At 70.1% G+C, this 24101-nt stretch carries 17 protein-coding genes and 1 pseudogene; 8 read left to right on the plus strand and 10 right to left on the minus strand.

The window, feature by feature from the left end:
- The first annotated feature begins 264 nt into the window (after nucleotides 1-264).
- Nucleotides 265-1571: pseudogene (locus tag AB0M95_RS07360) on the plus strand (MFS transporter).
- A gap of 65 nt (nucleotides 1572-1636) precedes the next feature.
- Here AB0M95_RS07360 and AB0M95_RS07365 read toward each other — a convergent pair.
- From AB0M95_RS07365 to AB0M95_RS07385, 5 genes are all read right to left on the minus strand, one after another.
- The gene (locus AB0M95_RS07365) at nucleotides 1637-4324 is read right to left on the minus strand and encodes an FtsX-like permease family protein (protein WP_363760751.1); all 2688 of its coding nucleotides are present in this window, start codon (nucleotides 4322-4324) and stop codon (nucleotides 1637-1639) included.
- Entirely contained in the window at nucleotides 4321-5118 is a 798-nt protein-coding gene (locus tag AB0M95_RS07370; protein WP_363760754.1) for an ABC transporter ATP-binding protein, read from the minus strand. The genes AB0M95_RS07365 and AB0M95_RS07370 overlap by 4 nt, the downstream gene beginning before the upstream one ends.
- A complete protein-coding gene (locus AB0M95_RS07375; RefSeq protein ID WP_358511840.1) occupies nucleotides 5108-5734 on the minus strand; it encodes a PadR family transcriptional regulator in 627 nt (208 codons plus the stop codon). The genes AB0M95_RS07370 and AB0M95_RS07375 overlap by 11 nt, the downstream gene beginning before the upstream one ends.
- A 206-nt stretch (nucleotides 5735-5940) precedes the next feature.
- Nucleotides 5941-6465: a PIN domain-containing protein gene (locus tag AB0M95_RS07380; protein WP_358511837.1), complete on the minus strand. Its 525-nt coding sequence runs from the start codon at nucleotides 6463-6465 to the stop codon at nucleotides 5941-5943.
- On the minus strand, nucleotides 6446-7264 hold the full coding sequence (locus AB0M95_RS07385; protein WP_363760758.1) for a hypothetical protein: 819 nt from the start codon (nucleotides 7262-7264) through the stop codon (nucleotides 6446-6448). The genes AB0M95_RS07380 and AB0M95_RS07385 overlap by 20 nt, the downstream gene beginning before the upstream one ends.
- A gap of 660 nt (nucleotides 7265-7924) precedes the next feature.
- Between AB0M95_RS07385 and AB0M95_RS07390 the strand changes: the two genes are divergently transcribed.
- The 7 genes from AB0M95_RS07390 to dacB all read left to right on the plus strand — a co-directional run bounded on the left by AB0M95_RS07390 (nucleotide 7925) and on the right by dacB (nucleotide 16417).
- Entirely contained in the window at nucleotides 7925-8293 is a 369-nt protein-coding gene (locus AB0M95_RS07390) for a metalloregulator ArsR/SmtB family transcription factor (protein ID WP_358511831.1), read from the plus strand.
- Entirely contained in the window at nucleotides 8277-10928 is a 2652-nt protein-coding gene (gene mgtA / locus AB0M95_RS07395) for a magnesium-translocating P-type ATPase (protein WP_363760761.1), read from the plus strand. Before AB0M95_RS07390 ends, mgtA begins: the two co-directional genes overlap by 17 nt.
- A gap of 211 nt (nucleotides 10929-11139) precedes the next feature.
- Nucleotides 11140-11403, plus strand: coding sequence for a Sec-independent protein translocase subunit TatA (gene tatA, locus AB0M95_RS07400; protein WP_363760764.1), 264 nt, complete (start codon nucleotides 11140-11142; stop codon nucleotides 11401-11403).
- 241 nt (nucleotides 11404-11644) lie between these two features.
- A complete protein-coding gene (locus tag AB0M95_RS07405) occupies nucleotides 11645-13063 on the plus strand; it encodes an LCP family protein (protein ID WP_363760767.1) in 1419 nt (472 codons plus the stop codon).
- A 595-nt stretch (nucleotides 13064-13658) separates the two neighbouring features.
- On the plus strand, nucleotides 13659-13967 hold the full coding sequence (locus AB0M95_RS07410; RefSeq protein ID WP_363760770.1) for a 4a-hydroxytetrahydrobiopterin dehydratase: 309 nt from the start codon (nucleotides 13659-13661) through the stop codon (nucleotides 13965-13967).
- Nucleotides 13968-14084: 117 nt separating this feature from the next.
- Entirely contained in the window at nucleotides 14085-14627 is a 543-nt protein-coding gene (locus AB0M95_RS07415; RefSeq protein WP_358511808.1) for a DUF1707 and FHA domain-containing protein, read from the plus strand.
- 227 nt (nucleotides 14628-14854) lie between these two features.
- The gene (gene dacB, locus AB0M95_RS07420; protein WP_363760773.1) at nucleotides 14855-16417 is read left to right on the plus strand and encodes a D-alanyl-D-alanine carboxypeptidase/D-alanyl-D-alanine-endopeptidase; all 1563 of its coding nucleotides are present in this window, start codon (nucleotides 14855-14857) and stop codon (nucleotides 16415-16417) included.
- An 85-nt stretch (nucleotides 16418-16502) separates the two neighbouring features.
- On the opposite strand, the gene ilvC is transcribed toward dacB, so the two are convergent.
- The 5 genes from ilvC to AB0M95_RS07445 form a co-directional block, all read right to left on the minus strand.
- Nucleotides 16503-17489, minus strand: coding sequence for a ketol-acid reductoisomerase (gene ilvC, locus AB0M95_RS07425; protein WP_358513011.1), 987 nt, complete (start codon nucleotides 17487-17489; stop codon nucleotides 16503-16505).
- A 39-nt stretch (nucleotides 17490-17528) separates the two neighbouring features.
- Nucleotides 17529-18053, minus strand: coding sequence for an acetolactate synthase small subunit (gene ilvN, locus AB0M95_RS07430; protein WP_358511802.1), 525 nt, complete (start codon nucleotides 18051-18053; stop codon nucleotides 17529-17531).
- Between the two features lie 58 nt (nucleotides 18054-18111).
- Nucleotides 18112-19902, minus strand: coding sequence for an acetolactate synthase large subunit (locus AB0M95_RS07435; RefSeq protein WP_363760776.1), 1791 nt, complete (start codon nucleotides 19900-19902; stop codon nucleotides 18112-18114).
- Between the two features lie 389 nt (nucleotides 19903-20291).
- Nucleotides 20292-22949 carry an EAL domain-containing protein gene (locus AB0M95_RS07440; RefSeq protein ID WP_363760779.1) on the minus strand — a complete coding sequence of 886 codons (2658 nt, stop codon included), beginning with the start codon at nucleotides 22947-22949 and terminating at the stop codon, nucleotides 20292-20294.
- A gap of 243 nt (nucleotides 22950-23192) precedes the next feature.
- Nucleotides 23193-24101 carry a 2-hydroxyacid dehydrogenase gene (locus AB0M95_RS07445; RefSeq protein WP_363760782.1) on the minus strand — a complete coding sequence of 303 codons (909 nt, stop codon included), beginning with the start codon at nucleotides 24099-24101 and terminating at the stop codon, nucleotides 23193-23195.

A 24101-nucleotide genomic window follows, 5' to 3' on the forward strand; every position in this document is an offset into this window, starting at 1 on the left:
AGGCGATGTTCTTCCACCGTCCCACGCGAGGGATCGTCCCTCACCCTCGCGCGTGCCGGCTCCAGAACACCGCCGCGCCCCGAACCGTGCCCATGGCCGCGCCCCGAACGGCCTATGACCGCGCCTCCGGCACAGCGGGTTCGGGTACGTCCGATGGTTTCAATGTCGTGATCTGATTCGGCTGGCGACAGGGGGCGCGCTGGGCTGTAATGACCAAATGGACCCTCGACGGAGGCGCACGCGGTCCGCGGCGTCTCGCGCGGTGTGCGGCTCGGCTACGGCGTCGGATCGTTCTGCACGGCGACGTTCACCACGATCCCTGGCCTGCTCCTGCTGTTCTACCTGACCAACATCCTGGCCGTACCCGCATGGCTGGCCGGTGTGGTGGTCTTCGCGCCCAAGGCCTGGGACTTCGTCATCAACCCGCTGGTCGGCCAGTGGTCGGACCGCACGATCTCCCGCTGGGGCCTCGCCGCCCGTGGCTGCTCGGCGGCGCAGCGATCCTCCCGGTCGGCTTCGCGCTCACCTTCATCGGCCCCTCACTGAAGGGCGTGCCCGCCGCCCTGTTCGTCGGCCTGTTCTTCCTGGTCTCCGCGACCGGGTACGCGCTGTACGAGGTGCCTTACAAGGCCATGCCCGCCGAGATGACCGACGACTACCACGAGCGCACGTCGCTGCTCCAATGGCGCATGATCTTCGTGGCGCTCGCGATCGCACTCGGCGGCGTCGTCGCCCCCATGATCGCCGGGGACTCCCTGGACGGCTACCGCCGGATGGGCCTGGTCATCGCCGCGGTCCTGCTGGTGTCGATGCTCGGGTCCTTCTTCGGGACGGCCCGCGCGCCGCTCACCGGCGTCTCCGAACCCGAGGCGAACCTGCGCGCGCCGCTCGCCGCTGCCGGCTCCAGCCGCCCGTTCCTATGGCTGCTCGGCCTGTCGAGCGCGCAGACCCTCGCCGTCGGCGTGATGCTCGCCGGAGCCCCGTACTTCGCGTCCTACATCATCGAGGACCCGAAGGCCACCAGCACGCTCTTCGCCGCGCTCGTGGGGCCGATGGCCGTCACGATGCCGTTGTGGGTATGGATCGCCCGCAAGATGGACAAGCGCGGCGCGATGATCCTGTCCAGCTCGCTGTTCATGACCGGCGCGCTGCTGACGGCGCTGACCCCCGCCCTCGGCGCCCTCTACGCCCACCTCGCGATCGTGCTCATCGGCATCGGGTACGCCGGGTTGCAGCTCCTGCAGTTCTCGATGCTCGCCGACGTGATCGCCCACGACTCGGCCGTCAGCGGCAAGCGCAGGGGCGGCGTGTTCACCGGCCTGTGGACGGCCGCCGAGAGCGCGGTCAGCGCCTTCGGCGCGCTGGTGTTCGGCTGGGTGATCGCGTCCGGCGGGTTCATCTCCTCCGACCCGGAGAACCCCGTCACCCAGCCGGACAGTGCGGTCACGGCGGTCCTGATCGCCGAGACCGTGATCCCGGCCTTCATCGTCTTCTTCGGCATCCTGATGACCCTGAAGTACAGACTCACCGCCACCGACCTGGCCAAGGCGACCCCCGCCCCGGCCAGGTGACCACCCTCGCAAACCGCCGCGCTGACACGCCCGGCTCTACGTGACCGCCGTACGCCCGGCCACCGTCACTCCACGCGCCGCGCGAGCGGGACCCTCGTCCGCGCGAACACGCCCGCGACCAGCGCGGCGAGCAGCGGCAACAGCAGCACGAGCGCGACGATCGGCGTCCACGGGATCACGACCGGTGGCGGCTCCGCGAATTCCGACAGCGGGACGTACGTGGTGAACCCGTGCGGCGGGAACTCGACCGCCATGGACTGCCACGTGACGGCGAGACCCGGGACGAACCCCACCACCGCGCCCAGGGTCACGCCGGTGGCCGCGATGAACCACGCCTGCCCCGCCGTGACGAACCGCCTGACGCGCGGCGGCGCCCCGATGGCGCCGAGCGTGGCGACGTCCGGCCTGGCATCGGCGGCGGCGAGCCCCGTGGCGGCGAACGTCCCGCCGAGGACGAGGGTGATCGCAGCCGCCAGCAGGAGAACCGTGACGATCGACCCGGCCCGCTGCGGACCTCGCTCGACGCGGACCTGAGCGACGCGCGTGACGGCTGCCACCTGACGGACGACCCGATCCTCCTCGGCGAGGGTGACCCGGTGGACGGCCGGATCGATCAACAGCTCCGCCAGACGAGGCGCGAGCTTGAGGTCCGTGGCGAGGGAGACCGGCAGCAGTACATCGGTCCGCCGTCCCTTCGCGAGTGTCGCCGTCACCGCGGGCACCTCGGCCTGCCGGTATATCTCTCTCAGGTCCGTGGCGCCCATGGTCGAAATCTTCAGCGACGCCTTCCCGTCCTCGACGGCGGCGGGCTGGAACACCACGGCCTTTCCGCTCGCCAGGGCCGCGGCCAACGCCGGATCGTCGCGGCCCAGCAGGTAGCGGAGAACGTCAGGGCCGCCGATCACCGTGAGGCTGTACAAGCTGCCGCAGTCGGCGTCACCGCCGCACGAAGCCCCGACGAGGGCGACGCTGTACTCTCTGCTCCCCTCGTAGAACGGTCGCAGCACCGGGATCACCGGCACTCCGGGGAGCGCCCGCTCCACGGCCTCGCGGACCAGCGGCATCTCCTCGCCCGTGCCGCTCAGCCCTTTGACGGTCAGGGAACCCTCGGCCTTGACCGGCACCTGGTAGCCGCGAAGAACCTCCTGGTCATGGGCCGTCGAGGTGATCAGCACTGTCACCAGCCCGGCTGTGGCGGCCATCACGGCGGCCACCGCCGGAGCGGTACGCCCGCGGTTGCGGGCGGCGTCGCGCGCGGCGATCTTGAAGGGCAGTGGCAGGCGGACGGCGAGGCGCGCGGCCACCCCCACGAGGAACGGTGTCACGGCCACCAGCCCAAGCATCGTGAGCAGCGACCCGGCGATGACGCCGAGGAAACGAGGCAACGGGTCGCGCACGATCCCGTCCCCGCCGAGGAACCAGGTCAGGCCCGCCCTCGTGCCGGCGAACGTGACCGTCACGCCGAGGGCCGTCATCACCAACCCCGCGAGCGGCCAGCCCCTGCGGGCAGGCGCGGCGCCACGACGTCCCGAAAGGGTGGCCACGACATCGGTGCGCGCGGCCTGACGCGCGGGGACCACCGCGGCCAACACCGCGCTGACCAGGCCCAGCGCGGCCACCCCCGCGACCTGCCCCCAGGGCACCTCGAACGGGCCCGTGGGCGGTTCGAGCCCGAACCACGACAGCAGCGGGTCCGCGGCCCATGCCAACACGAGCCCGCCAGGGACGCCCAGCGCCGCGGCGAGACCGCCCAGCACGAACCCATCGGCGAGCACGATGCGGCGAAGCTGCGGCGCGGAGGCGCCCTGGACGGCGACCAGCGCCAGTTCCCGGCGCCGTCGCCTGATGCCCACGGCGAACGCGGGCCCGGCCAGCAGCACGACCTCCAAGACAATCATGGTGACGGACAATCCGTAGACCAGTGCCTGCGACTCCTGCCCCGAAGGGCCCTCATACGTCCGCAGGGCCTCCGGGGTCGGATCGAGGAGCAGCGCGCGGGACATGGCGGCCAGCCCGTGCGCGTTGAGCCGCTTGACATCGTCCCAGCTCACCGGCTCACGCGTGTCGGCGAGCCATTCCGTCGACGGCACGGTGGTGGTGGCCAGGCCGGAGCCGGGGAGGCCCACGACGAGCTGCCGGCTGTTCCGCTGGGGATCGGCGACGATCCCCACCACGCGGTAGGTACGGGTCTCGCCCGTCAGCGTCAGCGTCGACCCGAGCGTGACACCGTACTGGGCGAAGTTGCGCGAGACGGCGACCTCGTCCTTCGCGGCAGCGAAACGACCGCTCACGAGCCGGTAGGCGCCGCGCGCGATGGGGTCGCGCGCGTCGATCTCGCTGACGAGGGTGTCCGCGAACCACCGGTCTGTCCGGTAGTACTCGACGGTCTCCGTCCTCGGAATCAGCCTGCTCCCGGCGGGCAGCAGCGCGGTGATCTCCTCGGCGGTCCAGGGCCGCGCGGGCTTCGCGCCGAGAGGCGATTCGCCGAAGTTCACCCCCACGCCGGTGTAGTCCTGCGTCACCGGGACGCGGTCCCACCACCACCGTCCGGGAGCGTAGATGAGCGCGTCCGCCGCGCCCAGACGCTCACTCATGTTCTCGCGCGGGGACAGGTCGAAGGTCACGATCAAGGTGGCCAGGGCCGTGACCACCATGACGGGCAGGCCCACCATGAGCACGACCAGCGAGCTTCGCCCCTTGGAGCGCCAGGCGTCCCTGCGCGAGACCCGCAGGACAACGCGCAGCCCGCTCATCCGGCGACCCCCGGACGTCCGGCGACGATCGAACCCTCGCCTGGACCATCGCCCGCGGCCTCGCCGGACCCTCCGCCGAGGCCGCGACTCGAACCCTCGCCCGGGCCGCCGTCGGTACGGTCGACGATCGCGCCGTCTCGTAGGAAGATCACCTTGTCGGCCCAGGCGGCGTGGCGGGGCTCGTGGGTGACCAGCAGGACGGCCGTGCCCGCGTCGCATCTGGCCCTGAGCAGCGCCAGGATGTCCTCCCCTGCGGCGGTGTCCAGCGCGCCGGTGGGCTCGTCCGCGAGCAGTAATCGCCGCTCCCCCACCAGCGCCCGCGCGATGGCCACCCGCTGCCGCTGTCCCCCGGACATCTCATCCGGAAAGCGGCCGGCCACCTCGACGACCCCGACCTCCCCCAGCACCTCGCGCGCCTCCCGCCGGGCCCGCCGGGTGCGGACGCCGTCCAGTTCGCGCGGGAGCATGACGTTCTCCTCGCCCGTCAGCGAGGGGATCAGGTTCAGGTCCTGGAAGACGTACCCGACGTGCCTGCGCCGCAGCCGCGCCAGCGCCTTCGCCGACAGCGGCCCGAGGTCCACGCCCTCGACGGCGACCGTGCCGGTGGTGGGCCGATCGAGCCCTCCGGCGATGTTCAGCAGCGTGGACTTCCCCGACCCCGACGGGCCCATGACGGCCACCAGTTCCCCGGCGGCCACCTCTAAGCTCACCCCGTCGAGCGCCCGCACGGCCCGCGCCCCGTCCCCGTGCACGCGGGTCACGTCCGCGAGCCGGACGACCCGATCACTCGTCATCGTTGGTCTCCTGTGAAGTCTGATTTGTGAACGGCGAAACGGTCTGCGAGCTGTGCGAATCGCCCGGACGCTCCGCCTTCCGCGTATCGGAGGGCCGCGGAGTTCGGCCCCCTGGCGCATCGGCGAGTACCGCCTCGCAGTGGTCCAGCCAGCGCTGCTCGGCCTCGGCGTGGAAGATCATGGAATCGAGCACCAGCCGCTGCGCGGCCCCGGCTTCGGCGCGCTTGGACCGCGTCAGCTCCTGCAACCCGCGCATCGTGGCCGTTCGCTGGGCCTGGACCACCTGACGCACGTCGACGTCCCCGGCGGTGACGGCCATGGCAAGCTTGATCACCAGCTCGTCCCGGGGCCGGTCGGACTGGACGATGGGGGTGCCGAACCATCGCCGCAGCTCCGACCGGCCCTTCTCCGTGATGGCGTACACGACACGGCCCTGCTCGTCCTGCTCGCCGGGCGCCACCAGCCCGTCCCGCTCCATGCGCGACAACGTCGTGTACACCTGCCCGATGTTCAGCGGCCAGGTCGCCCCCGTCGACGCCTCGAACTCGACACGAAGCTGATAGCCGTAACGCGGCCCCTGCGTGAGCAGCGCGAGCAACCCATGACGGATCGACATGGATACTGAGTATGCATACTCGGTATGCTGATCACAAGTGGATGCCCCGAATCGGTCCCAGACCAACGGAGCGAACCCCAGGTACGTCGAACACAGACAGCCGACGATCCCCACCGATGACGCAGAAGTAAGGGGCCGGCGCGAGGAGAGTCGCGCGCATAGGGATGGAAAGAGTCAGCGCCGGGCTCGAAATGTCAGAATGCCACCTATTGCAGGAACAGGGTCTCCTGCCAGACCACCGCGGGGCGGATCACCTCGACGCCGTCGATCACCGTACCGATGGGGAATCCCTCGTCGTGCGTCATGAAGTAATGCGCGCGGGCTCGTAAGGCGGCGGCGAGGTGGAGAGCGTCCGCCGACTTGAACGGCTTCGGCCCGACATGGCTCTTTCCGTACTCCTCGCGCAATCGAACGGCGTCTCTGACGAGAAACCGATCGATGTCAACCCAAAGGGTCCTCGGGGAGGCGAACCAGGTCGCCAGCAGCTCGGCCACACGTTTGGACGACTTACTACGTTCCAACGTGGCGCCATTGACCATCACCTCGGCCTCTATCAGAGGTGATGCGGCCAGGCGCGCGTGCCCGGCGGCCACCGCCTCGAAGACCACACGCGCGGATTCCCAGCGAGCGACCTTGGTCGCCTTGTTGAGCACTTCGTTGCGCGTGACGAGATCGAGGTAAACGTCCGAGTCGACATAGAGCAGCGGGCCTTCAGGCACGACGTTCCTCATGCAGGTAGGCGTCGACGTCCTGGCCGCCCAGCCAATCCGGGTCGGCGCCCAGCAACTCGGACACCGCGGCGCGCTTGTCGTCGTCCTGCGGAAGCGGCTCGATGTGGTCGATCCTGATACGGACGATCTGGCCCCGTTTGTTTCTCGTGATCAGGCCACGCGCCAGCACCCGCTGACGCCAGAACCGCTGCATGGCCGCTTCCATGTCCGGAGCCAGTACGCCCGTGACGGCCCGGCGAGTGAGGGGGTCATAAAGACCGACGCGAAGTACCCCTTTGGCCACCCGGCGTGCGTTCATCTCATCGAGCCAGCCCGCCACCGAACCGAGCGAGTCGTACGCGCCGGCGACGGCTTGCCGCGCGTTCTGGCGTACCGGCTCGGATATCGGGAAATGATGTCCGACCGTATCGTTCACCGTGGCCAAAGACACTTCTTGGACTCCCGCGCCCGGCTCTCCGATCTTCAGCAGCCGTTCCAGCGTCGACTCGGTGTAGTACTGCGGCAGCTCGGGTTCCCGCTGCAGGGTCTCTACCCCGGCGACGAGCGCGTTGAGCGGCGCGACCAGGGAAGGCCACTCCCGCCCTCGCGACTCTCTGGCGGTAAGCCTGACCAGCAGATCGTGCCCCTGCTGGGCCAATTGCTGGACCACCCATTCGGGCCTGGGAGTACGGCTGTACAGGTACACCCGGTCAATTTCTTCAAGCGCCACTTTGACCTGGGTCAACGTCTCCGTGAGGCGCGTGACGCCGATGCGCTCCGCGCCTTCACGAAGGCGGACTTCCAGCGCATGCGTGCTCATGACTTCACCGTAACTCGACGGGACCGGCATGGATGCGAGCCGGACCGTACGGATGGACGGTGTCATGGGCCTCACCAGCGTTCGCGGCAGGGATGCCGATAGGGCACCTGTGGTCGTCATGCCTCACCGTCTGTTTGCGGTCCAACCTTGCGGCGAAGATGACTCACCGTGCAACTGCGATCACCCTATCGGACATCACCTGACGCGCCCCGCCGATCACCGAGGGCTATGTGTCCTCATCCGGCCACCCATGCCCCGGGGTAGTAGCCGTCAGAGCGCCTCTCGTACGGCGCGCGGGGGATCGGTGGGGGGGCAGCCCGCGCTGCTCGCCGCCACGCTTCTCAAGGCCGCCGACCGCGACGCGATCCCCCGCAAGGACCTGAGGGCCGCACGGGTCCCGGCGATGGGCCTGGTCCCCACCGCGTCGTCCCGCTTCTCCTGGTGGTCGACCCACCCTCCGATCGCCAAGCGGCCTCACCGCCTCGCCCTGACACCAGGTGTTCTCCGGCGCGGGGTCACGAGTCCGGCCGGCCGGGGTCCTGAACCCATCGATCGACGCCGTCCGATCCGCCTTGTCGCCACGTGTCCATGGATCCCTCGCCGCTCCTACACTGGGCTCTTGCGAGATGAGCGCAGGTCCTGGGCGGATGGGGAGTGACGGTGGCGACGAGTGGCGGTGACTTCCAGGATCCGCCCGTCGAGGTGCTGGCTGAGGCCGCCGCGACATTCGGCCTGCTCGCGTCGTCCGCGCGGCTGCACATCGTCTGGGCACTGGCGCAGCGCGAGAGTGACGTGAGCGGGCTCGCGGAGCGCGTGGGGGGCGCCTTGCCGGCTGTGAGCCAGCATCTGACGAAATTGAAGCTGGCAGGCTTGGTGCGGTCGCGGCGGGAGGGCCGCCGGGTGGTCTACCTGGTCGACGACCCCGATGTGGTGGCCATGGTCCAGTGGTTGGTGGGCCGGTTCGCCGACCGCGCCGACCGGGCCGATCACGGCGGGACACCAGGGCGCGCCCGTGGTCTGGGCGCCTGACGCTCCGGCGGTCTGCCCGGACCTCGCTTCGCCGATCCAGCGTCCCACCGCCGCCACCATGGCGCCGCTCACGCGGTTCGAGGTGCTCAGGCGGCTTGATACGGGGTTGCGCGGGCTGGTGGAGGCGCACGCCGAGGAGCGCCTGTTGCGCCACGGCGAGAACACGATACCGACGGCACTTCCCGTGTCGTGGCCGCGGCGCTTGGTGCGGAGCGTCCGCGATCCCTTCACGCTGGTGCTGCTGTGCCTGGGACTGGTGTCGGCGGCCATCGCGGCATGGGGCACCGCCGGCGTCATCGTGGTGCTGGTCGCGATCAGCTGCGTGCTGAGGTCCAGCGGCGAGTATCGCGCCGATCGCTCGACCGCCGCTCTTCGGCGGCTGCTTCCCACCACGGCGACCGTTCAGCGACGGGTACACGTGGGCGGGACGCCGGTGTCGCGGGAGATCCCGGTAGAGCAGCTGGTGCCGGGTGATGTCATCAAGCTGGGTCCGGGTGACCTGGTGCCCGCGGACGTGCGGCTGTTGCGCTGCAGCGGGCTGACCGTCCACCAGGCCGCCCTGACGGGGGAATCCGGCCCCGTCGCGAGGCATGCCTCGGACGCGCCGGCACCTGGCGGTGACCTGCTCGCCCTGCCCCATCTCTGCTTTCAGGGCACCAGCGTCGTCTCCGGCAGTGCTCTGGCGGTCGTCGTCGCCACCGGCGCCGACACGCGACTCGCCGGAGCCGGGCGGCCCGTAGGCAGGCGGGCGGCGTCGGCCTTCGATCGGTCGGTCAACGGGATCTCCTGGAGCCTGGTCCGGTTCATGGTGCTCATCCCACCGCTCGCCCTCATCGTCAACGTCGTCCTACGTGGCAGAGGGCTGGAAGCTCTGCCGTTCGCCGTGGCGGTGGCGGTCGGGCTCACGCCGGAGATGCTGCCGGTCGTCGTGACCGCGGCGCTGGCGCGGGGCTCGGCCGCGCTGGCGCGCGGCAGAGAAGTGATCGTCAAGAGGCTGCCCGCGCTGCACGATCTTGGTGCGATGACCGTCCTGTGCACGGACAAGACCGGCACTCTTACCCAAGACCGTCCGATCGTGGACTGCGCGATCGGGCCGGACGGCCGCCGAGATGAGCAGGTACTCCGCTGGGCGGCCGTGAACAGCCTATGGACGCTACAGCTCGCGGACCTGCCGTCGCCGGACGCTCTGGACGAGGCGATCCTCCAGGCCACCGAGGAGTTCGAGGGGTTCGAGGGTGTGGCGGCCCTGCCGTTCGATCCGGTGCGCCGCATCTCCTCCGCGGTGGTGCACCATCCTGGATCCGCGGACTCGCAGACGCTGGTGGTCAAGGGCGCCGTCGAGTCGGTGCTTCAACGGTGCACGCGGGCGCGCACCGCGGGTACAGATCACCGATTGGACGCCGCCACCCTGGACCGGCTGCACCACCTCGCCGAGAAGAAGGCCGGGGAAGGGCGGCGGCTGATCGCCGTCGCCATCGCGCGGCGTCCGGGGCGCACCGGCCCGTACGGCCCCGAGGACGAGCAGGACCTGATCTTTCTCGGCTTCGTGGCATTGCGCGACGCTCCGGTGCCCGGTGCCGCCGACGCGCTCGCCGTCCTGGCCCGTCGCGGAGTCACCGTCAAGGTCCTCACCGGCGACCATCCCGCGACCGCCGCGCAGGTCTGTCGTGATCTCGGCATCGACCCAGGTGTGGTCGTCGTCTGCGACGAGATCGACGGCCTTGACGACGCGGCCCTGCGTGAGCTGGCCGGCCGGACGACGGTCTTCGCCCGATGCTCCCCCGACCACAAGGCGCGGATCGTGCAGGCCCTGCGGGAAGCCGGTCACAATACCGGTTTCCTGGGGGACGGAGTCAACGATCTTCCCGCTCTGCGCGCCGCCGACGTCGGGATCTGCCCACGTGACGCCGTCGATGTCTCGCGCGAGGCCGCAGATGTGGTGCTGGCCGCCAAAGACCTCGCCGCCATCGGCCACGCGATCCTGGTCGGCCGCCACAGTACCGGCAACATCGTCACCTACCTGCGCGTGGTCCTGTCGTCCAACCTCGGAAACGTCATCGCGATGCTCGGCGCGGGGCTGTTCCTGCCCTTTCTGCCCATGCTTCCGATGCAGGTCCTGGTGCAGAACCTGTGCTTCGACGCGGCACAGCTCGCCTTCGTCTTCGATCGGCCCGACCCCGCGGCGCTGCGCCGTCCTTCCCGGCTGATGCCGCGAGGGCTGCTTCGTTTCGTCGTGGGCTTCGCCTCGCTCAACGCGATGGCCGACCTGGCCACCTTCGCCGTGCTGGCCTCGGTGGTATCCGGCTCCACCGAAGCCGGCGGACAGGCGTTCTTCCACTCAGGATGGTTCGTCGAGAACCTGCTCACCCAGGCGTTGATGATGCTGCTGTTGCGCCGGCGACGAGCTGTCTCTGTTCCGCTCTTCGTCGCGATCGGCGCTCTGGCCTGCATTGGAATCCTGCTGCCGCTTTCCCCTGCCGCCGCCTTCCTCGGACTTGCCACGCTGCCGGCGACCTTCTACATGGTGCTGGCCGTCGTGGTGGCGCTGTACGGCGGCGCGCTGGCGTCGCTCGCTCTCGCGAGGCGCGCGTCCACCGCCGAACGGTTGCCCGCAGTGGTCGGGGACGACGCCTAAGCCGAGGCTTCGCGGTAACGCGCGGAGCGCTCATCGTGGGACCGGCCAGGGGTCCGGCCGCGGCGGCTTCTTTTCATCCCATGGCGGCTCCTGTTGAAGCGCGCGACATAGGTTGTATAGTTGCGCAATGCAGCAAGTGTGAGGGCTTGGCGTCGAGACGCGCGACCAAGCCCGGCATGTGCCCTGACAGGGAGAAGGGATAGAAGGACCCATGCTCCTTCGCAATGGCCTCGAGCCGTGGCATCTGATGATCGTGGCGCTGGCGGCGATCCTTCTGTTCGGCTCCAAGAAGCTCCCGGACGCGGCCCGGGCTCTAGGCCAGTCGCTGCGCATCCTCAAACACGAGACCGCGGCCATGAGGGACGACGACGCCGATGGCCGGTCATCGGAGCCTCGGGCGCGACAGGGGGCCGCCTCAGGCGCGATCACCGCCGGCGACAACGGCGTGGCGCGTCCGGACGGCACCGCCGGCTGAGTCCTGGCACGGGGAGGGGAGTATGGCGGCCGCACACCCACGAACCGCTTTCGGCCGGAGGTCCCAGCGACTGGCGGCGATCGCGATGTGGACGTTGGTGTGGATGTTGCATGCCTACGACGTGTGGCTCCGCTGAGCCGGCGACGTCGGGTCTCATCGCGGAACCTACGCACGCGGCTCCAGGAGCCGACGGGAATCCTTCCAGGGCAGCGCCCCTGGCTTCGTCTCCATGGAGTTTCACTTGAGCACCGGGCTTGCGGACACCCGCCCTCCCGCGCCCGCCGAGGCGCCGCCGCGGCGCCGTAGACGGCGTTGGCTGTGGTGGGTCGTGGCGATCGTGATGACGGTGGTACTCGTCATCGTCGGCGTCGTGGTGGCGGTCTACGTGAAGCTGAGCGGCAACGTCAAGCACATCGACGTGACCGCCGACGATCTCGGCGCGACCCGCCCGCCCAAGGCCACCACCACCGCCCTCAACGTGCTGATCGTCGGTTCCGACCAGCGGGACGGCAAGAACGCCAAGTACGGGCACCACATCGACGGCGAGCGCACCGACACCATCATGCTCGCCCACCTGTCGTCCAAGCGCGACAACGCGATGGTGATCAGCTTTCCGCGTGATTCCCTGGTCCCGTTGCCCGCCTGCCGCGCGAAGGGCAAGCTGCCGGGCCGGCGACCCCACCTCGGCATGATCAACGAATCCTTCAACAGCGGCGGCATCGGATGCACCTGGAAGACGATCGAGACGCTCACCGGCATCCGGATCGACCATTTCGTCAAGGTCGACTTCACCGGATTCAAAGGCATGGTGAACGCGGTCGGCGGCGTCGAGGTCTGCCTGCCCGAACCGATCAATGACCGAAAGGCACTGCTGCGCCTGCCCGCCGGCCGCCAGACCCTCAAAGGAGAACAGGCCCTGGGCTACGTGCGCGCTCGCTACAGCCTGGGCGACGGCTCCGACATCGGCCGCATCCAGCGGCAGCAGATGTTCATCGCCTCGATGATCAAGAAGGTGATGAGCGGCGAGACGCTCACCGATCCCGCCCGCCTGCTGGGCTTTCTCGACGCGGCGACCAAGTCCGTGACCACCGATCCCGAGCTCACCCCCGGAGTCATGAAGGACCTGGCCGACAGCGTCCAGGGATTGGCGGCCGGGCAGATCCGGTTCATCACCACGCCATGGCGCTACTCCCTCGCTCACCCCGGCCGCGTCGAGTGGGTTCAGCCGCAGGCGCGAACCCTGTTCCGCGTCGTGGCAGGGGACAAGACCCTCGCGGGAGCGGATGTCAAGGGCGGCCAGACCAAGGTGCCTCGCTCCAAGGTCCAGATCGAGTTGCGCAACGGCACCTACCGCAGCGGCCTGGCGAATCAGGTCGCCGCCGCCTTGGAGCAACGGGGCTACCACGTCGCCAAGATCGGTGACACCGCACGCAAGCCCTACCCCCACACCGTCATCCTGTACTCGCCGGGCGGAGCCTCCCGCGTGCCGACCCTGACCAAGGATCTGACCACCTCCACGACGAAACTCGTCCCGGGGGCCAGTACCTCACGGCTGGTGGTGACGCTCGGGGACGACTGGAACGGGCTCAAGGCCGAGCGGCCGGAAGACTCCGAGGCCCTGCGGGGCATCGACGCCGACCATGACTCCTGCGCGACGTGACCCGGCCTGGAATGCCATACCTATCCCCCATGTCCGGCGCGATCACGGTCACGGGCGCCCGAACGACGGAGCGTCGTCCACTGGCCTCCTATTCGCGGCTTTTCATGGCGTACCTCAGCCTTTTACCTAGCGAGGCGTAATCGTCCATTTGGGATGCTCGGGGAATTTGCACTGTTTCACCGCTATCGTCGGCAGGTGAAACGGAGGCGTGTCTCCACGTGGCCGCGCCTGGAACGGCGGGCCGCACAACCGGCGGACGCACGCCTCGCCATCGCGACCGCCCAGGCTCAAGGCCGGATCACCGAGGTGGTCGAGCCGAACCACCCATCACACCCGTCCCCGGAGAGTTACCATCACCGTAATCGCTGGATGGCGGACCGCGGTGAATTCGTCATCGCCTTTCCTCGCGGCACCGATCCGGCGAGCGGCATACGGTACAAAATCGAATATGCGGCCCATTATCAGCAAACCTCGGCTGATCATCCCCATATAGGACGACGAGGGCTGGGCTCCAGAATGGCCGAATCCGCACGGCAAGCCGCTGCTCGCACTTTTCGCATCCGCGAGCCGCGTAGACCGCAGTAAGGAGAAGACGATGCCCCCTCAGCCGTTGACCGACGACCAGATCGTCATCCAGCTTGGCGGCCTGCCTGGATGGAAGCGTGACGGCCACACCATCACGCGGACGTTCAAGCACTCCTACCACGAGTGCGTGCACCTGGCGATGTACATCGCCGCCAAGGCGCGCGAGATCGGTCACCATCCTGACATCCACATCACCTGGCAGCGGATCCAGTTCGCGATCACCACGCATGACTCCGGAGGCAGGCTGACGGCCAAGGATTTCGACCTCGCGCGCCACATCGACGCGATCGCCACCGGCCACGGCGCCACCCCGGCCTGAGCGCGAGGACGTCACAGAGACGCGAGGTTCCTCTGGGAGCGGTGGGGTGGGCGGCGAGGGGGGACGAGATCCCGTATATTCTGGACACCTTGCCGTTGCCAGACCGATACTCGGGACATGAGTTCGACGCACCCGCCTGTGCGCGCCTCCGACGGGGATCGCGAACGCGCGATCAGTGATCTTCGCGATCATGCCGTCGAGGGGAAGATCTCACACGACACCTTCCTCGGACGGGTCGATCAGGCGCTGCGCGCCCGCAGTCGTGTCGAGCTGACCGATCTGGTGTCCGATCTGCCTCCACGCGGCAAATGGCGGCGCAGGCTGACGGACGCGGTGTCCGCGTTCTCGGAGCTGACGACCCGGGTGGAGAACGCCTGGCGGCGTCCGCGGCTGCCCCGGCTCGCGCTGCCCGTGGACAGCCGGGTGCGGTACGTCGTCGGCCGCGGCTCGGAGTGCGATCTGATCCTCACCGATCTCACCGTCTCGCGCGTGCACGCCGAGCTGCGCCGCGAGAGCGAGGACTGGCTGCTGGTCGACCTCGGCTCGCTCAACGGAACCCGGCTGAACGGCTGGCGTCTGGTCGGCCCGGCCCGGGTGCGCATCGGCGACGAGATCTCGTTCGGCGAGTGCGCGTTCATGGTCTCGTCTCCCGTGGCCTGACCCGCGCGCACGGGGCCTGCCGTCGCCCGGCCCACCGGCGAGCCTTCCACGGCGTCCCTCGCCGGCCCAGGGGCGGCCCGCGCCGTTCCGGGACGGCGGGCTGGTGATCTCTGTACCGTTCGGGGGTACAGGGGATTGTGGCGTCGTGGATACGTAGGTTTCCGTATTGTCCGGCGGCGCCGGTGTTGTCGATGATCCCCCAAGGCCGAGCCCCTGGAGGCACCCCCATGCGCAGACACCGAAAAGTCACCACGTTTCTGGCCGCCGCCGCGCTGGCCGCGACGTTGACCCAGGCGACCGGCGGCGGGGCGAGCGCCGCGGACCCGGCTCCCGGCGTGACCGACCTCGTCCAGGATCTCGACCAGATCCTCAGCGCGCCGTTCCTCGGCGTGGCGCGGGCGGGCGTCGTCGTCAGGAGCGCCGCGACCGGCGAGCAGCTCTACGCGCAGGACGCCGGCAAGGTCTTCGCCCCTGCGTCCAACGCCAAGCTGCTGACCTCCGCCGCCGCCGTGGACGGCCTCGGTCTCGATTACCGCTTCACCACGACCGTGCTGAGCTCCGGCCGCCGCGCAGGGTCCGCGCTGGCCGGCGATCTGTACCTCAAGGGCACCGGCGACCCGACCTTGCTCGCCGCCGACTACGACGCGCTCGCCGCGAAGGTGGCGGACGCGGGGATCAAGCTGGTCACGGGCAAGCTGGTCGCGGACGACACCTGGTTCGACGACGTGCGGCTCGGCACCGACTGGGCGCAGGACGACGAGCCGTACTACTACTCGGCGCAGATCTCGGCGCTCACCGCTTCACCGAACACCGACTACGACGCCGGTTCGTTGATCGTCTCGGTGGCCCCGGGAAGCGCGCAGGGCTCCGCCGCCAAGGTGAGCACCACGCCCGCGACCGATCACGTCACGATCGAGAACCACGCCACCACGGGCGCCTCGACCGACGTCACGGTCACCCGCGTGCACGGCACGAACCGGATCGTGGTCACCGGCACGGTGGCGAGCACCTACCAGGAGTGGATCGCCGTCGACGACCCCACCGGGTACGCGGCGTCGCTGTTCCGGGCGGCGCTGGCCGAGCACGGCGTGCGCGTCCTCGGGAAGACCGTCCGGGGGGCGACGCCGGGGACGGCGGCGAGCGTGGCGGAGCGCGAGTCGATGCCGCTGCGCGAGCTGCTGGTGCCGTTCATGAAGCTCAGCAACAACATGCACGCCGAGATCCTCGTCAAGGCCCTCGGCCGCAAGGTGTCCGGCCAGGGCACGTGGGACGCGGGGCTGGCGGCCGCCACCGCGTTCGCGAAGGCCAACGGGATGGCGAACGTGCGGCTGCGCGACGGCTCGGGCCTGTCGCGGGTGGACGCCGTCGCGCCGGGCGAGCTGACGGCGTTCCTGATCGCGCTGCGCGCCAAGCCGTGGTACCAGACCTGGTACCAGGCGCTGCCGATCGCGGGCAACTCCGACCGGTTCACGGGCGGCACGCTGCGCAGCCGCATGGCCGGGACTCCGGCGGCGAACAACGTGCACGCCAAGACCGGCTCGCTGACGTCGGTGAGCGGGCTGTCGGGGTACGTGACCAGCGCGGACGGCGAGCCGCTGGTGTTCTCGATCCTGTCCAACCAGTACCTGACCGGCAACCCGAAGAGCGCGATCGAGGACGCGATCGCCGTGCGGCTGGCGCGGTTCAAGCGCGACACCCCGGTGAACACGGCCGTCCCGCTGCGGACCGCGCCGGACGCGGGCGAGGATCGCGGGCTGGAGTGCTCCTGGGTCAAGCCCGCCCAGTGCTGACCTGGGCGGCCTGACACGAACTCCTGGACGCGCGGAGGCCGGTCCCCTCACATGGAGCACATGGAGGGGACCGGCCTCGGCGGGATCACTTCTCCTTGAGCCAGCTCATCATCGGGCGGAGCTTGGCGCCGGTCTTCTCGATCGGGTGCTCGGCGAGCTCCTCGCGGTACTTGCGGAAGTTGCCCTGGCCGCCGTCGAACTCCTCGACCAGCTCGCGGGCGAAGGCGCCGGACTGCACCTCGCCGAGGATGCGCTGCATCTCCTTCTTGGTCTCGCTGGTGACCACGCGCGGCCCGCGCGAGTAGCCGCCGTACTCGGCGGTGTCGGAGACCGACCAGTACATCTTGGAGATGCCGCCCTCGTACATGAGGTCGACGATCAGCTTCATCTCGTGCAGGCATTCGAAGTAGGCGACCTCGGGCTGGTAGCCCGCCTCGACGAGGGTCTCGAAGCCGGTCTTGATCAGCTCGGACACGCCGCCGCACAGCACGGCCTGCTCGCCGAACAGGTCGGTCTCGGTCTCCTCGGTGAAGGTGGTCTTCAGCGCGCCGGCGCGGGTGCCGCCGATGCCCTTGGCGTACGACAGCACGAGCGGCCAGGCGTTGCCGGTGGCGTCCCGCTCGACGGCGACGAGCACCGGGACGCCGCGCCCGGCGGTGAACTGGCGGCGGACGAGGTGGCCGGGGCCCTTGGGGGCCACCATGGCGACGTCCACGCCCTCGGGGGCCTCGATCAGGCCGTAGCGGATGTTGAGGCCGTGGCCGAAGAACAGCGCGTCGCCCTCGACGAGGTTCGGCGCGACGTGCTCGGCGTACAGGTGGCGCTGGATGTGGTCCGGCGCGAGGATCATGATGAGGTCGGCCTCTTCGGCCGCCTCCCCCGGCGTGACGACGCGCAGGCCGTCGTTCTCGGCCTTCTCGCGGCTCTTGGAGCCCTCCGGGAGGCCGACGCGGACGTCCACGCCCGAGTCGCGCAGCGACAGCGCGTGGGCGTGACCCTGGCTGCCGTATCCGAGGACGGCCACGTGCCGGCCCTGGATGATCGACAGGTCGGCGTCGTCGTCGTAGAAGATCTCAGTCACTTGCTTGTGCCTTTCGTGGGTTCGTACGGCTCACGCGCTGCGGTCCAGGGCCCGGAGCGAGCGGTCGGTGATGGAACGGGCGCCGCGGCCGATGGCCACCATGCCCGACTGGACGAGCTCCTTGATGCCGAACGGCTCCAGCACCCGGATGAAGGCGTCGAGCTTGTCGGGCGTTCCGGTGACCTCGATGGTCACGGCGTCGGTGGCGACGTCCACGCAGCGCGCGCGGAAGAGGTTGACGAGCTCCAGTACGTGCGAGCGGGTCTCGGAGTCGGCCCTGACCTTGATCAGGGTGAGCTCGCGCTGCACGGACTGGGTGGGGTCCAGCTCGACGATCTTGATCACGTTGACCAGCTTGTTGAGCTGCTTGGTGACCTGCTCCAGCGGCAGCTCGGCGACGTTCACGACGATGGTCATACGCGACACGTCGTCGTGTTCGGTCGGCCCGACCGCGAGCGAGTCGATGTTGAAACCCCGCCTGCTGAACAGCGCGGCGACCCGGGCCAGCACGCCCGGCTTGTTCTCCACGAGAACCGACAGCGTGTGGCGGCTCATGCGTTCCCTCCCGCGAAACCGGTCAGTCGTTGGCGACGTGCGCGGACCCGGGGCCCGGTCACACGTCCTCCTCGTTGTCCCACACGGGAGCCATGTCCCGCGCGATCTTGATCTCGTCGTTGCCGGTACCGGCGGCGACCATGGGCCAGACCATGGCGTCCTTGTGGACGACGAAGTCGACGACCACCGGCACGTCGTTGATCTCCATGGCCTTGCGGATCGTCGCCTCGACGTCCTCGGGGCGCTCGCACCGCAGCCCGACACAACCGTACGCCTCCGCCAGCTTGACGAAGTCGGGGATGCGGCGGACCGACTGCAGGTCGGTGTTGGAGTAGCGCTCGTTGTAGAAGAGCGTCTGCCACTGCCGGACCATGCCGAGATTACCGTTGTTGATGATCGCGATCTTGATCGGCACGCCTTCGAGCGTGCAGGTGGCGAGCTCCTGGTTGGTCATCTGGAAGCAGCCGTCGCCGTCGATCGCCCAGACCACGGCGTCGGGCCGGCCCATCTTGGCGCCCATGGCCGCGGGGACCGCGAAGCCCATCGTGCCCGCGCCGCCGGAGTTGATGAACGTGCCCGGCCGGTCGTAGGTGACGAATTGCGAGGCCCACATCTGGTGCTGGCCGACACCCGCCAGGTAGATTGCGTCCGGGCCGACGATCTCGCTGAGCCGCTTCATGACGTACTGCGGGGCAAGCGAGCCGTCGCCCGGGTCGTCGTACCCGAGCGGGTAGGTCTCCTTGTAGCCGTTCAGGACGGTCCACCAGGCGGTGTAGTCGCCGACGTGGCCCTCGGCCTGCTCGTGCTTGACGGCGGCGACCAGGTCGGTGAGCACCTCCCGGCAGTCGCCGACGATCGGCACGTCGGCGTGACGGTTCTTGGAGATCTCGGCCGGGTCGATGTCGGCGTGGATGACCTTCGCGTGCGGGGCGAAGGTGTCCAGCCTGCCGGTCACGCGGTCGTCGAAGCGGGTGCCGAGCGCGATGAGCAGGTCACTGCGCTGGAGGGCGCCCACGGCGGCGACCGTGCCGTGCATGCCGGGCATGCCGAGGTGGAGCGGGTGGCTGTCGGGGAAGGTACCCCTGGCCATCAGCGTGGTGACCACCGGGATGCCGGTCAGCTCGGCGAGCTCGGCGAGCTCGGCGGAGGCGCGGGCCTTGTGGACGCCGCCGCCGACGTACAGCACCGGGCGCCTGGCCTCGGACATCAGCCGCGCCGCCTCCCGGATCTGCTTGGAGTGCGGCCGGGTGACCGGGCGGTAGCCGGGCAGGCGCATCGTGGGCGGCCAGGTGAACGGGGCCTTGGCCTGGAGCGCGTCCTTGGCGATGTCGACCAGGACGGGCCCCGGGCGGCCGGTCGAGGCGATGTGGAAGGCCTCGGCGATGACGTGCGGGATGTCGGCGACCTCGGTGACCAGGAAGTTGTGCTTGGTGATCGGCATGGTGATGCCGCAGATGTCCGCTTCCTGGAAGGCGTCGGTGCCGATGAGCGGCGCGGCGACCTGACCGGTGATGGCGACGATCGGCACGGAGTCCATGTACGCGTCGGCGATGGCGGTCACGAGGTTGGTGGCGCCGGGGCCGCTGGTGGCCATGCACACCCCGACCTTGCCGGTCGCCTGCGCGTACCCCTCGGCCGCGTGGCCGGCGCCCTGCTCGTGCCGTACGAGGACGTGCCTGACCTTGGTGGAGTCATAAAGCGGGTCGTAGGCGGGCAGGATCGCGCCGCCGGGGATCCCGAACACCGTGTCGACCCCGACGTGCTCCAGCGCCCGGACGAGGGCCTGCGCACCTGTCAATTCTTCGGTCATCGGCTCGTTTCCTTGCGTGGCTGAGCTGGGTGTGGCCATAAAAAATGCCCCGCCCGCCGGGAGGGCGGTGCTGGGGCTGCGCGCAGGCTGGGGACTCTTCGTCAGCGACCCGCGCGCCGGCGAATTACTACGCCATCGAGCCGAGCCCGCAGGCCGGCAATCTGGTCCCCAGTGATACGCATGCCGCAACGATAGCCCCTGACACAACCGACGTGTCAAATCCCCGGACACAAGTCTCACGATATGGGATCGCTGTATATATTGCCGCGCCTCCGGCACGGCGTGTTCGGGGCGCCCCTTTAGGCGGCGTTCTTCCGCCCTCAGGCGCAAGGGATCGTCCCTCACCCTTGCGCCTGAGGACTCCAGAACACCGCCGCGCCCCGAACGGCCTATGGCCGCGCCTCTGGCACGGCGTGTTCAGGGCGCCTTCAGGCGGTGTTCTGCAGGGGGGTGCAGTTCGTGCGCATCAGGGAGTCGACGCCGCGGGCCGCCATCGGGCGGGCCACCAGGTAGCCCTGGCCGCGCGTGCAGCCCATCTCGCGCAGGAGCTCCAGCTGCTCGGGGCGTTCGATGCCCTCGGCCACGACGGTCAGCCCGAGATCGTGCCCGAGCCGGACGATCGTACGCGTGAGCAGGGTGAGCGTCTCGTCGCACCCGAGGCCGGACACGAACGACGGGTCGATCTTGATCATGTCGACGGGAAGCTGGCGGAGCAGCGCGAGCGAGGCGTAGCCGGTGCCGAAGTCGTCGATGGCCAGGCGCACGCCGAGCGCCCGCAGGGACGACAGGCGGGCGATGACCTCTTCGGCGTCCTCGACCAGCATCTCTTCGATCACCTCGAGGGTGAGCGCGCTCGCGGGCAGCCCGCTGTCGGCCAGCGCCGCCTCGACCGTCTCGACGAACCGGGGCGCGGTGATCTGGCGGCTGGACAGGTTGAGCGACAGCCCGATGTCCCAGGACGAGGCCCGCCACGCGGCCACCTCCCGGCACGCCTCGCGCAGGATCCACTCGCCGAGGGGGACGATCAGCCCGGTGTCCTCGGCGGCGCCGAGGAACTGCTGCGGCGGGACGAACGTGCCGCCCGACCACCAGCGCACCAGCGCCTCCACGGCGGTCACCCGCGACGTCGCCAGGTCCACGACCGGCTGGTACTCGACCGCGAACTGCTCGGCCAGCAGCGCCCGCTGGAGGTCGGCGGCGAGCTCCAGGCGGCGTACGACGTCGGCGTGCATGTGGGCGGCGAACACCTCGACCCGGCGCCCGCCGAGCTCCTTGGCGCGGGTCATCGCGACGTCGGCGTTGCGGATCAGATCGCCCGCCGGGACGCCGTCCTCGGCGAACGCCACGCCAACGCTCGCCGTCAGCGCGATGTCGCGGTCGGCCACGCGGAACGGCTCGGAGGACACCGCGCGCACCAGGCGCTCGGCGAGGTCTATGGCGGACTGCCCCTCGGCGCCCCCGCCCGAGCCGCCGGACTCCAGCAGCACCGCGAACTCGTCGCCGCCCCAGCGGGCGAGCGTGTCGTCGGAGTTGACGGCGGCGCGCAGCCTGCGGGCGGCCTGGCTCAGCAGGTAGTCGCCGCTGGCGTGGCCCACGGAGTCGTTCACGCCGGTGAACCCGTCCAGGTCCATGAACACCACGGCCATGCGGGCGGCGCCCCGGCGCGCGAGCAGTTCGCGGGTGCGCTCCTCGAAGTAGGCGCGGTTGGGCAGGCCGGTGACGCCGTCGTGGAAGGTCAGGTGGGCGACCTGGTTGCGGAGGGCGACCTGGTCGCTGACGTCGCGCGTGGAGATCAGGACGAGGTCCTCGCCCTCGCGCGGGTGGCGGGTCGCGACGGACTCGGCGGGCCTCCAGGTGCCGTCCGCCGCGCGCACCCGGCAGGAGACCCGGCAGGCCCCCACGCGGTCGGGGGAGGATTCGTCCTCGGTGGTCATGGTCCGCAGGGCGGCCTGGAGGGCGGGTACGTCCTCGGAGTGGACGTACCCGAAGACCGCCTGGCCGACAAGCTCCTGGGGGCTGTAGCCGTACAGGGCCTCCACGCCGGAGCCCATCTCCTGGATCACCCCGTCGCGGTCCAAGACCAGGACGATGTCGCCGACGTTCTCGGCGAGCTGGATCAGCCGCCGCTCGCCGGTCTCCAGGGTGGTGCGCATGCTGGTCGTCGACAGGTCCAGGAAGAAGACCTTGACCAGCAGCACGAGCATGATCGAACCGCCCGCGACGGGCAGCACCGGCGTCAGCGGCGGGGCCCATCCGGCGACCACGCGCACCGCCACGACGACGGTGGCGACGGCGACCAGGGCCAGCGGCGCGCCGTCCACCACGACGGCCGCGGCGGGGCCGACCGGCCGGGCGTGGGTGCGGGTGGACCACGGCGTTGCCGCGAGCAGCAGCAACGCCACCGGGGCCAGCATGCCCACGACGAGCGGAGGCCCGTCCGAGGCCGTGGCCCGCCCGATGGACGTGGCGAACTCGCCGACCGTGATCGTGGCCAGTACGGCCAGCGCCGCCAGCCCGGCGCGGCGCTCGGCCGAGCGGGCGGCCAGCACTGCGGGCGCCACCGCGCACGTCGCGAGCAGGCACAGCACGGGCGAGGCCAGCGAGGTCGGCTCGTCCGCCTTGGCGTAGACCGGGGCGAGCAGCAGGACCCAGCAGATCGTGAACAGCGACGCCGCGCTGAGATAGGCCCCGGCTACGTACTGGAGCAGGTAGCTGCCGTACGCGGGCCTGCGGGCGGTGCGGCCCGTGCCGAAGGCGAGCAGCAGGGTGCCCACGAGCAACAGCACGTCGGCGAAGGTCAGCACGAAGGGTGTGCCGTCGGCCAGCGGCCGGACGCCGACCCCCGCCACCCAGGTGACCGCCCCGAAGGCCAGCCAGCGCAGGGAGGAGGACCGCCGCCGCGAGCGGCGCGCGGCACGCACGGAGGCGACGAACAGCGAGATCGCGGCGATCAGGCCCGCGACGACCCCGGCCACCGCGGTGACGACCACGGAGGACCCGTTGACCAGGAGGGCCGCCGCGAGCGCCACCGCGCCGAGACCGGCGGCGGCGCTCAGCGGGACCCTCGGGTCACGCAGGCCGTTCAACGTCGTCGCCCATGCGGCTCATCCCTGTCACGTGGCAAGTGTCGCGCCCGAGCGGCGGCGCGGGAGGCGGCAACCGCGAGGTCGTCACCGTTCCGATAACCACCATGCCACCCCGCAACAACTGGGCCCGCAGCAACCGGGCCGGGCGCGCGATGAGACTCACCGTACGCAGCAGAGGTCACGAGGCAGCTACGGTCTGGGTTTGCTTTCCTATCGGTCCGAGTCAGGACGCGCTGTCAACGCTCAGTACAAGCCTGTGATGAGGTTCTTCAGCGGCTCCCCGGACAAGTATCTCAGCATCTGAGACCGCATGAGCCGGCGCAGGCGGCGGATCGAGGCGGGGGTGCTCCCGGCGACGTGAGGGGTGACGAACAGGCCCGGCGCCGTCCACAACGGGTGGTCCTTCGGCAGGGGCTCGGGGTCGGTGACGTCCAGCGCCGCCCGCAGCCGCCCCGATCGTAGCTCGGTCAGGAGCGCGCCGGTGTCCACCACCGGACCCCTGGCCGCGTTGACCAGAACGGCGCCGTCCTTCATCGCAGCGAGGAACCGGGCGTCCACAAGCGCCGCGGTCCCCTTGGTGGACGGCACGAGCAGGACCACCACGTCGGCCTCGGGCAGCAGGCGGGGAAGCTCGTCCTGACCGTGCACGCCCTCGCGGGCCGTCCTCGCCACGCGGACGACGTCCACCTCGAAGCCGTCCAGGCGGCGCTCCAGGGCCTCGCCGATAGCGCCGTACCCGACGATCAGGACCGTGGAGTCGGCGAGCACGCCGGTGTGGCGATAGGTCCACTCGCCGCGCTCCTGGGCCGCGGCGAAGGCGGGGAACTCGCGCAGGACCGCGATCATGGCGCCCACGACCCACTCGGCGGTGCCCGCGTCGTGCACACCGCGGGCGTTGCACAGCACCACCCCGTCCGGCAGGTGCCCGAGGTACGCGTCCACGCCGGCCGTGACGGTCTGCAGCAGGCGCAGGCCGGTCATGCGGCGCAGAAGGCCCGGCAGGCCCGGCGGCGGGATCAGCGAGGGGATCCAGACCTCGACCTCCTCGGCGCCCTCGGGAGGCTCCCCTGTGCCGTCGAAGATGACGCACTCGACGTCGGGCAGGTCGGTCAGAACCTCCGCGACGGCCTGCGAAGGCACCCAAATCTTCAT

The organism is Sphaerisporangium sp. NPDC051017, from assembly GCF_040683095.1.
In the GTDB taxonomy this organism is placed as follows: Bacteria; Actinomycetota; Actinomycetes; order Streptosporangiales; family Streptosporangiaceae; genus Sphaerisporangium.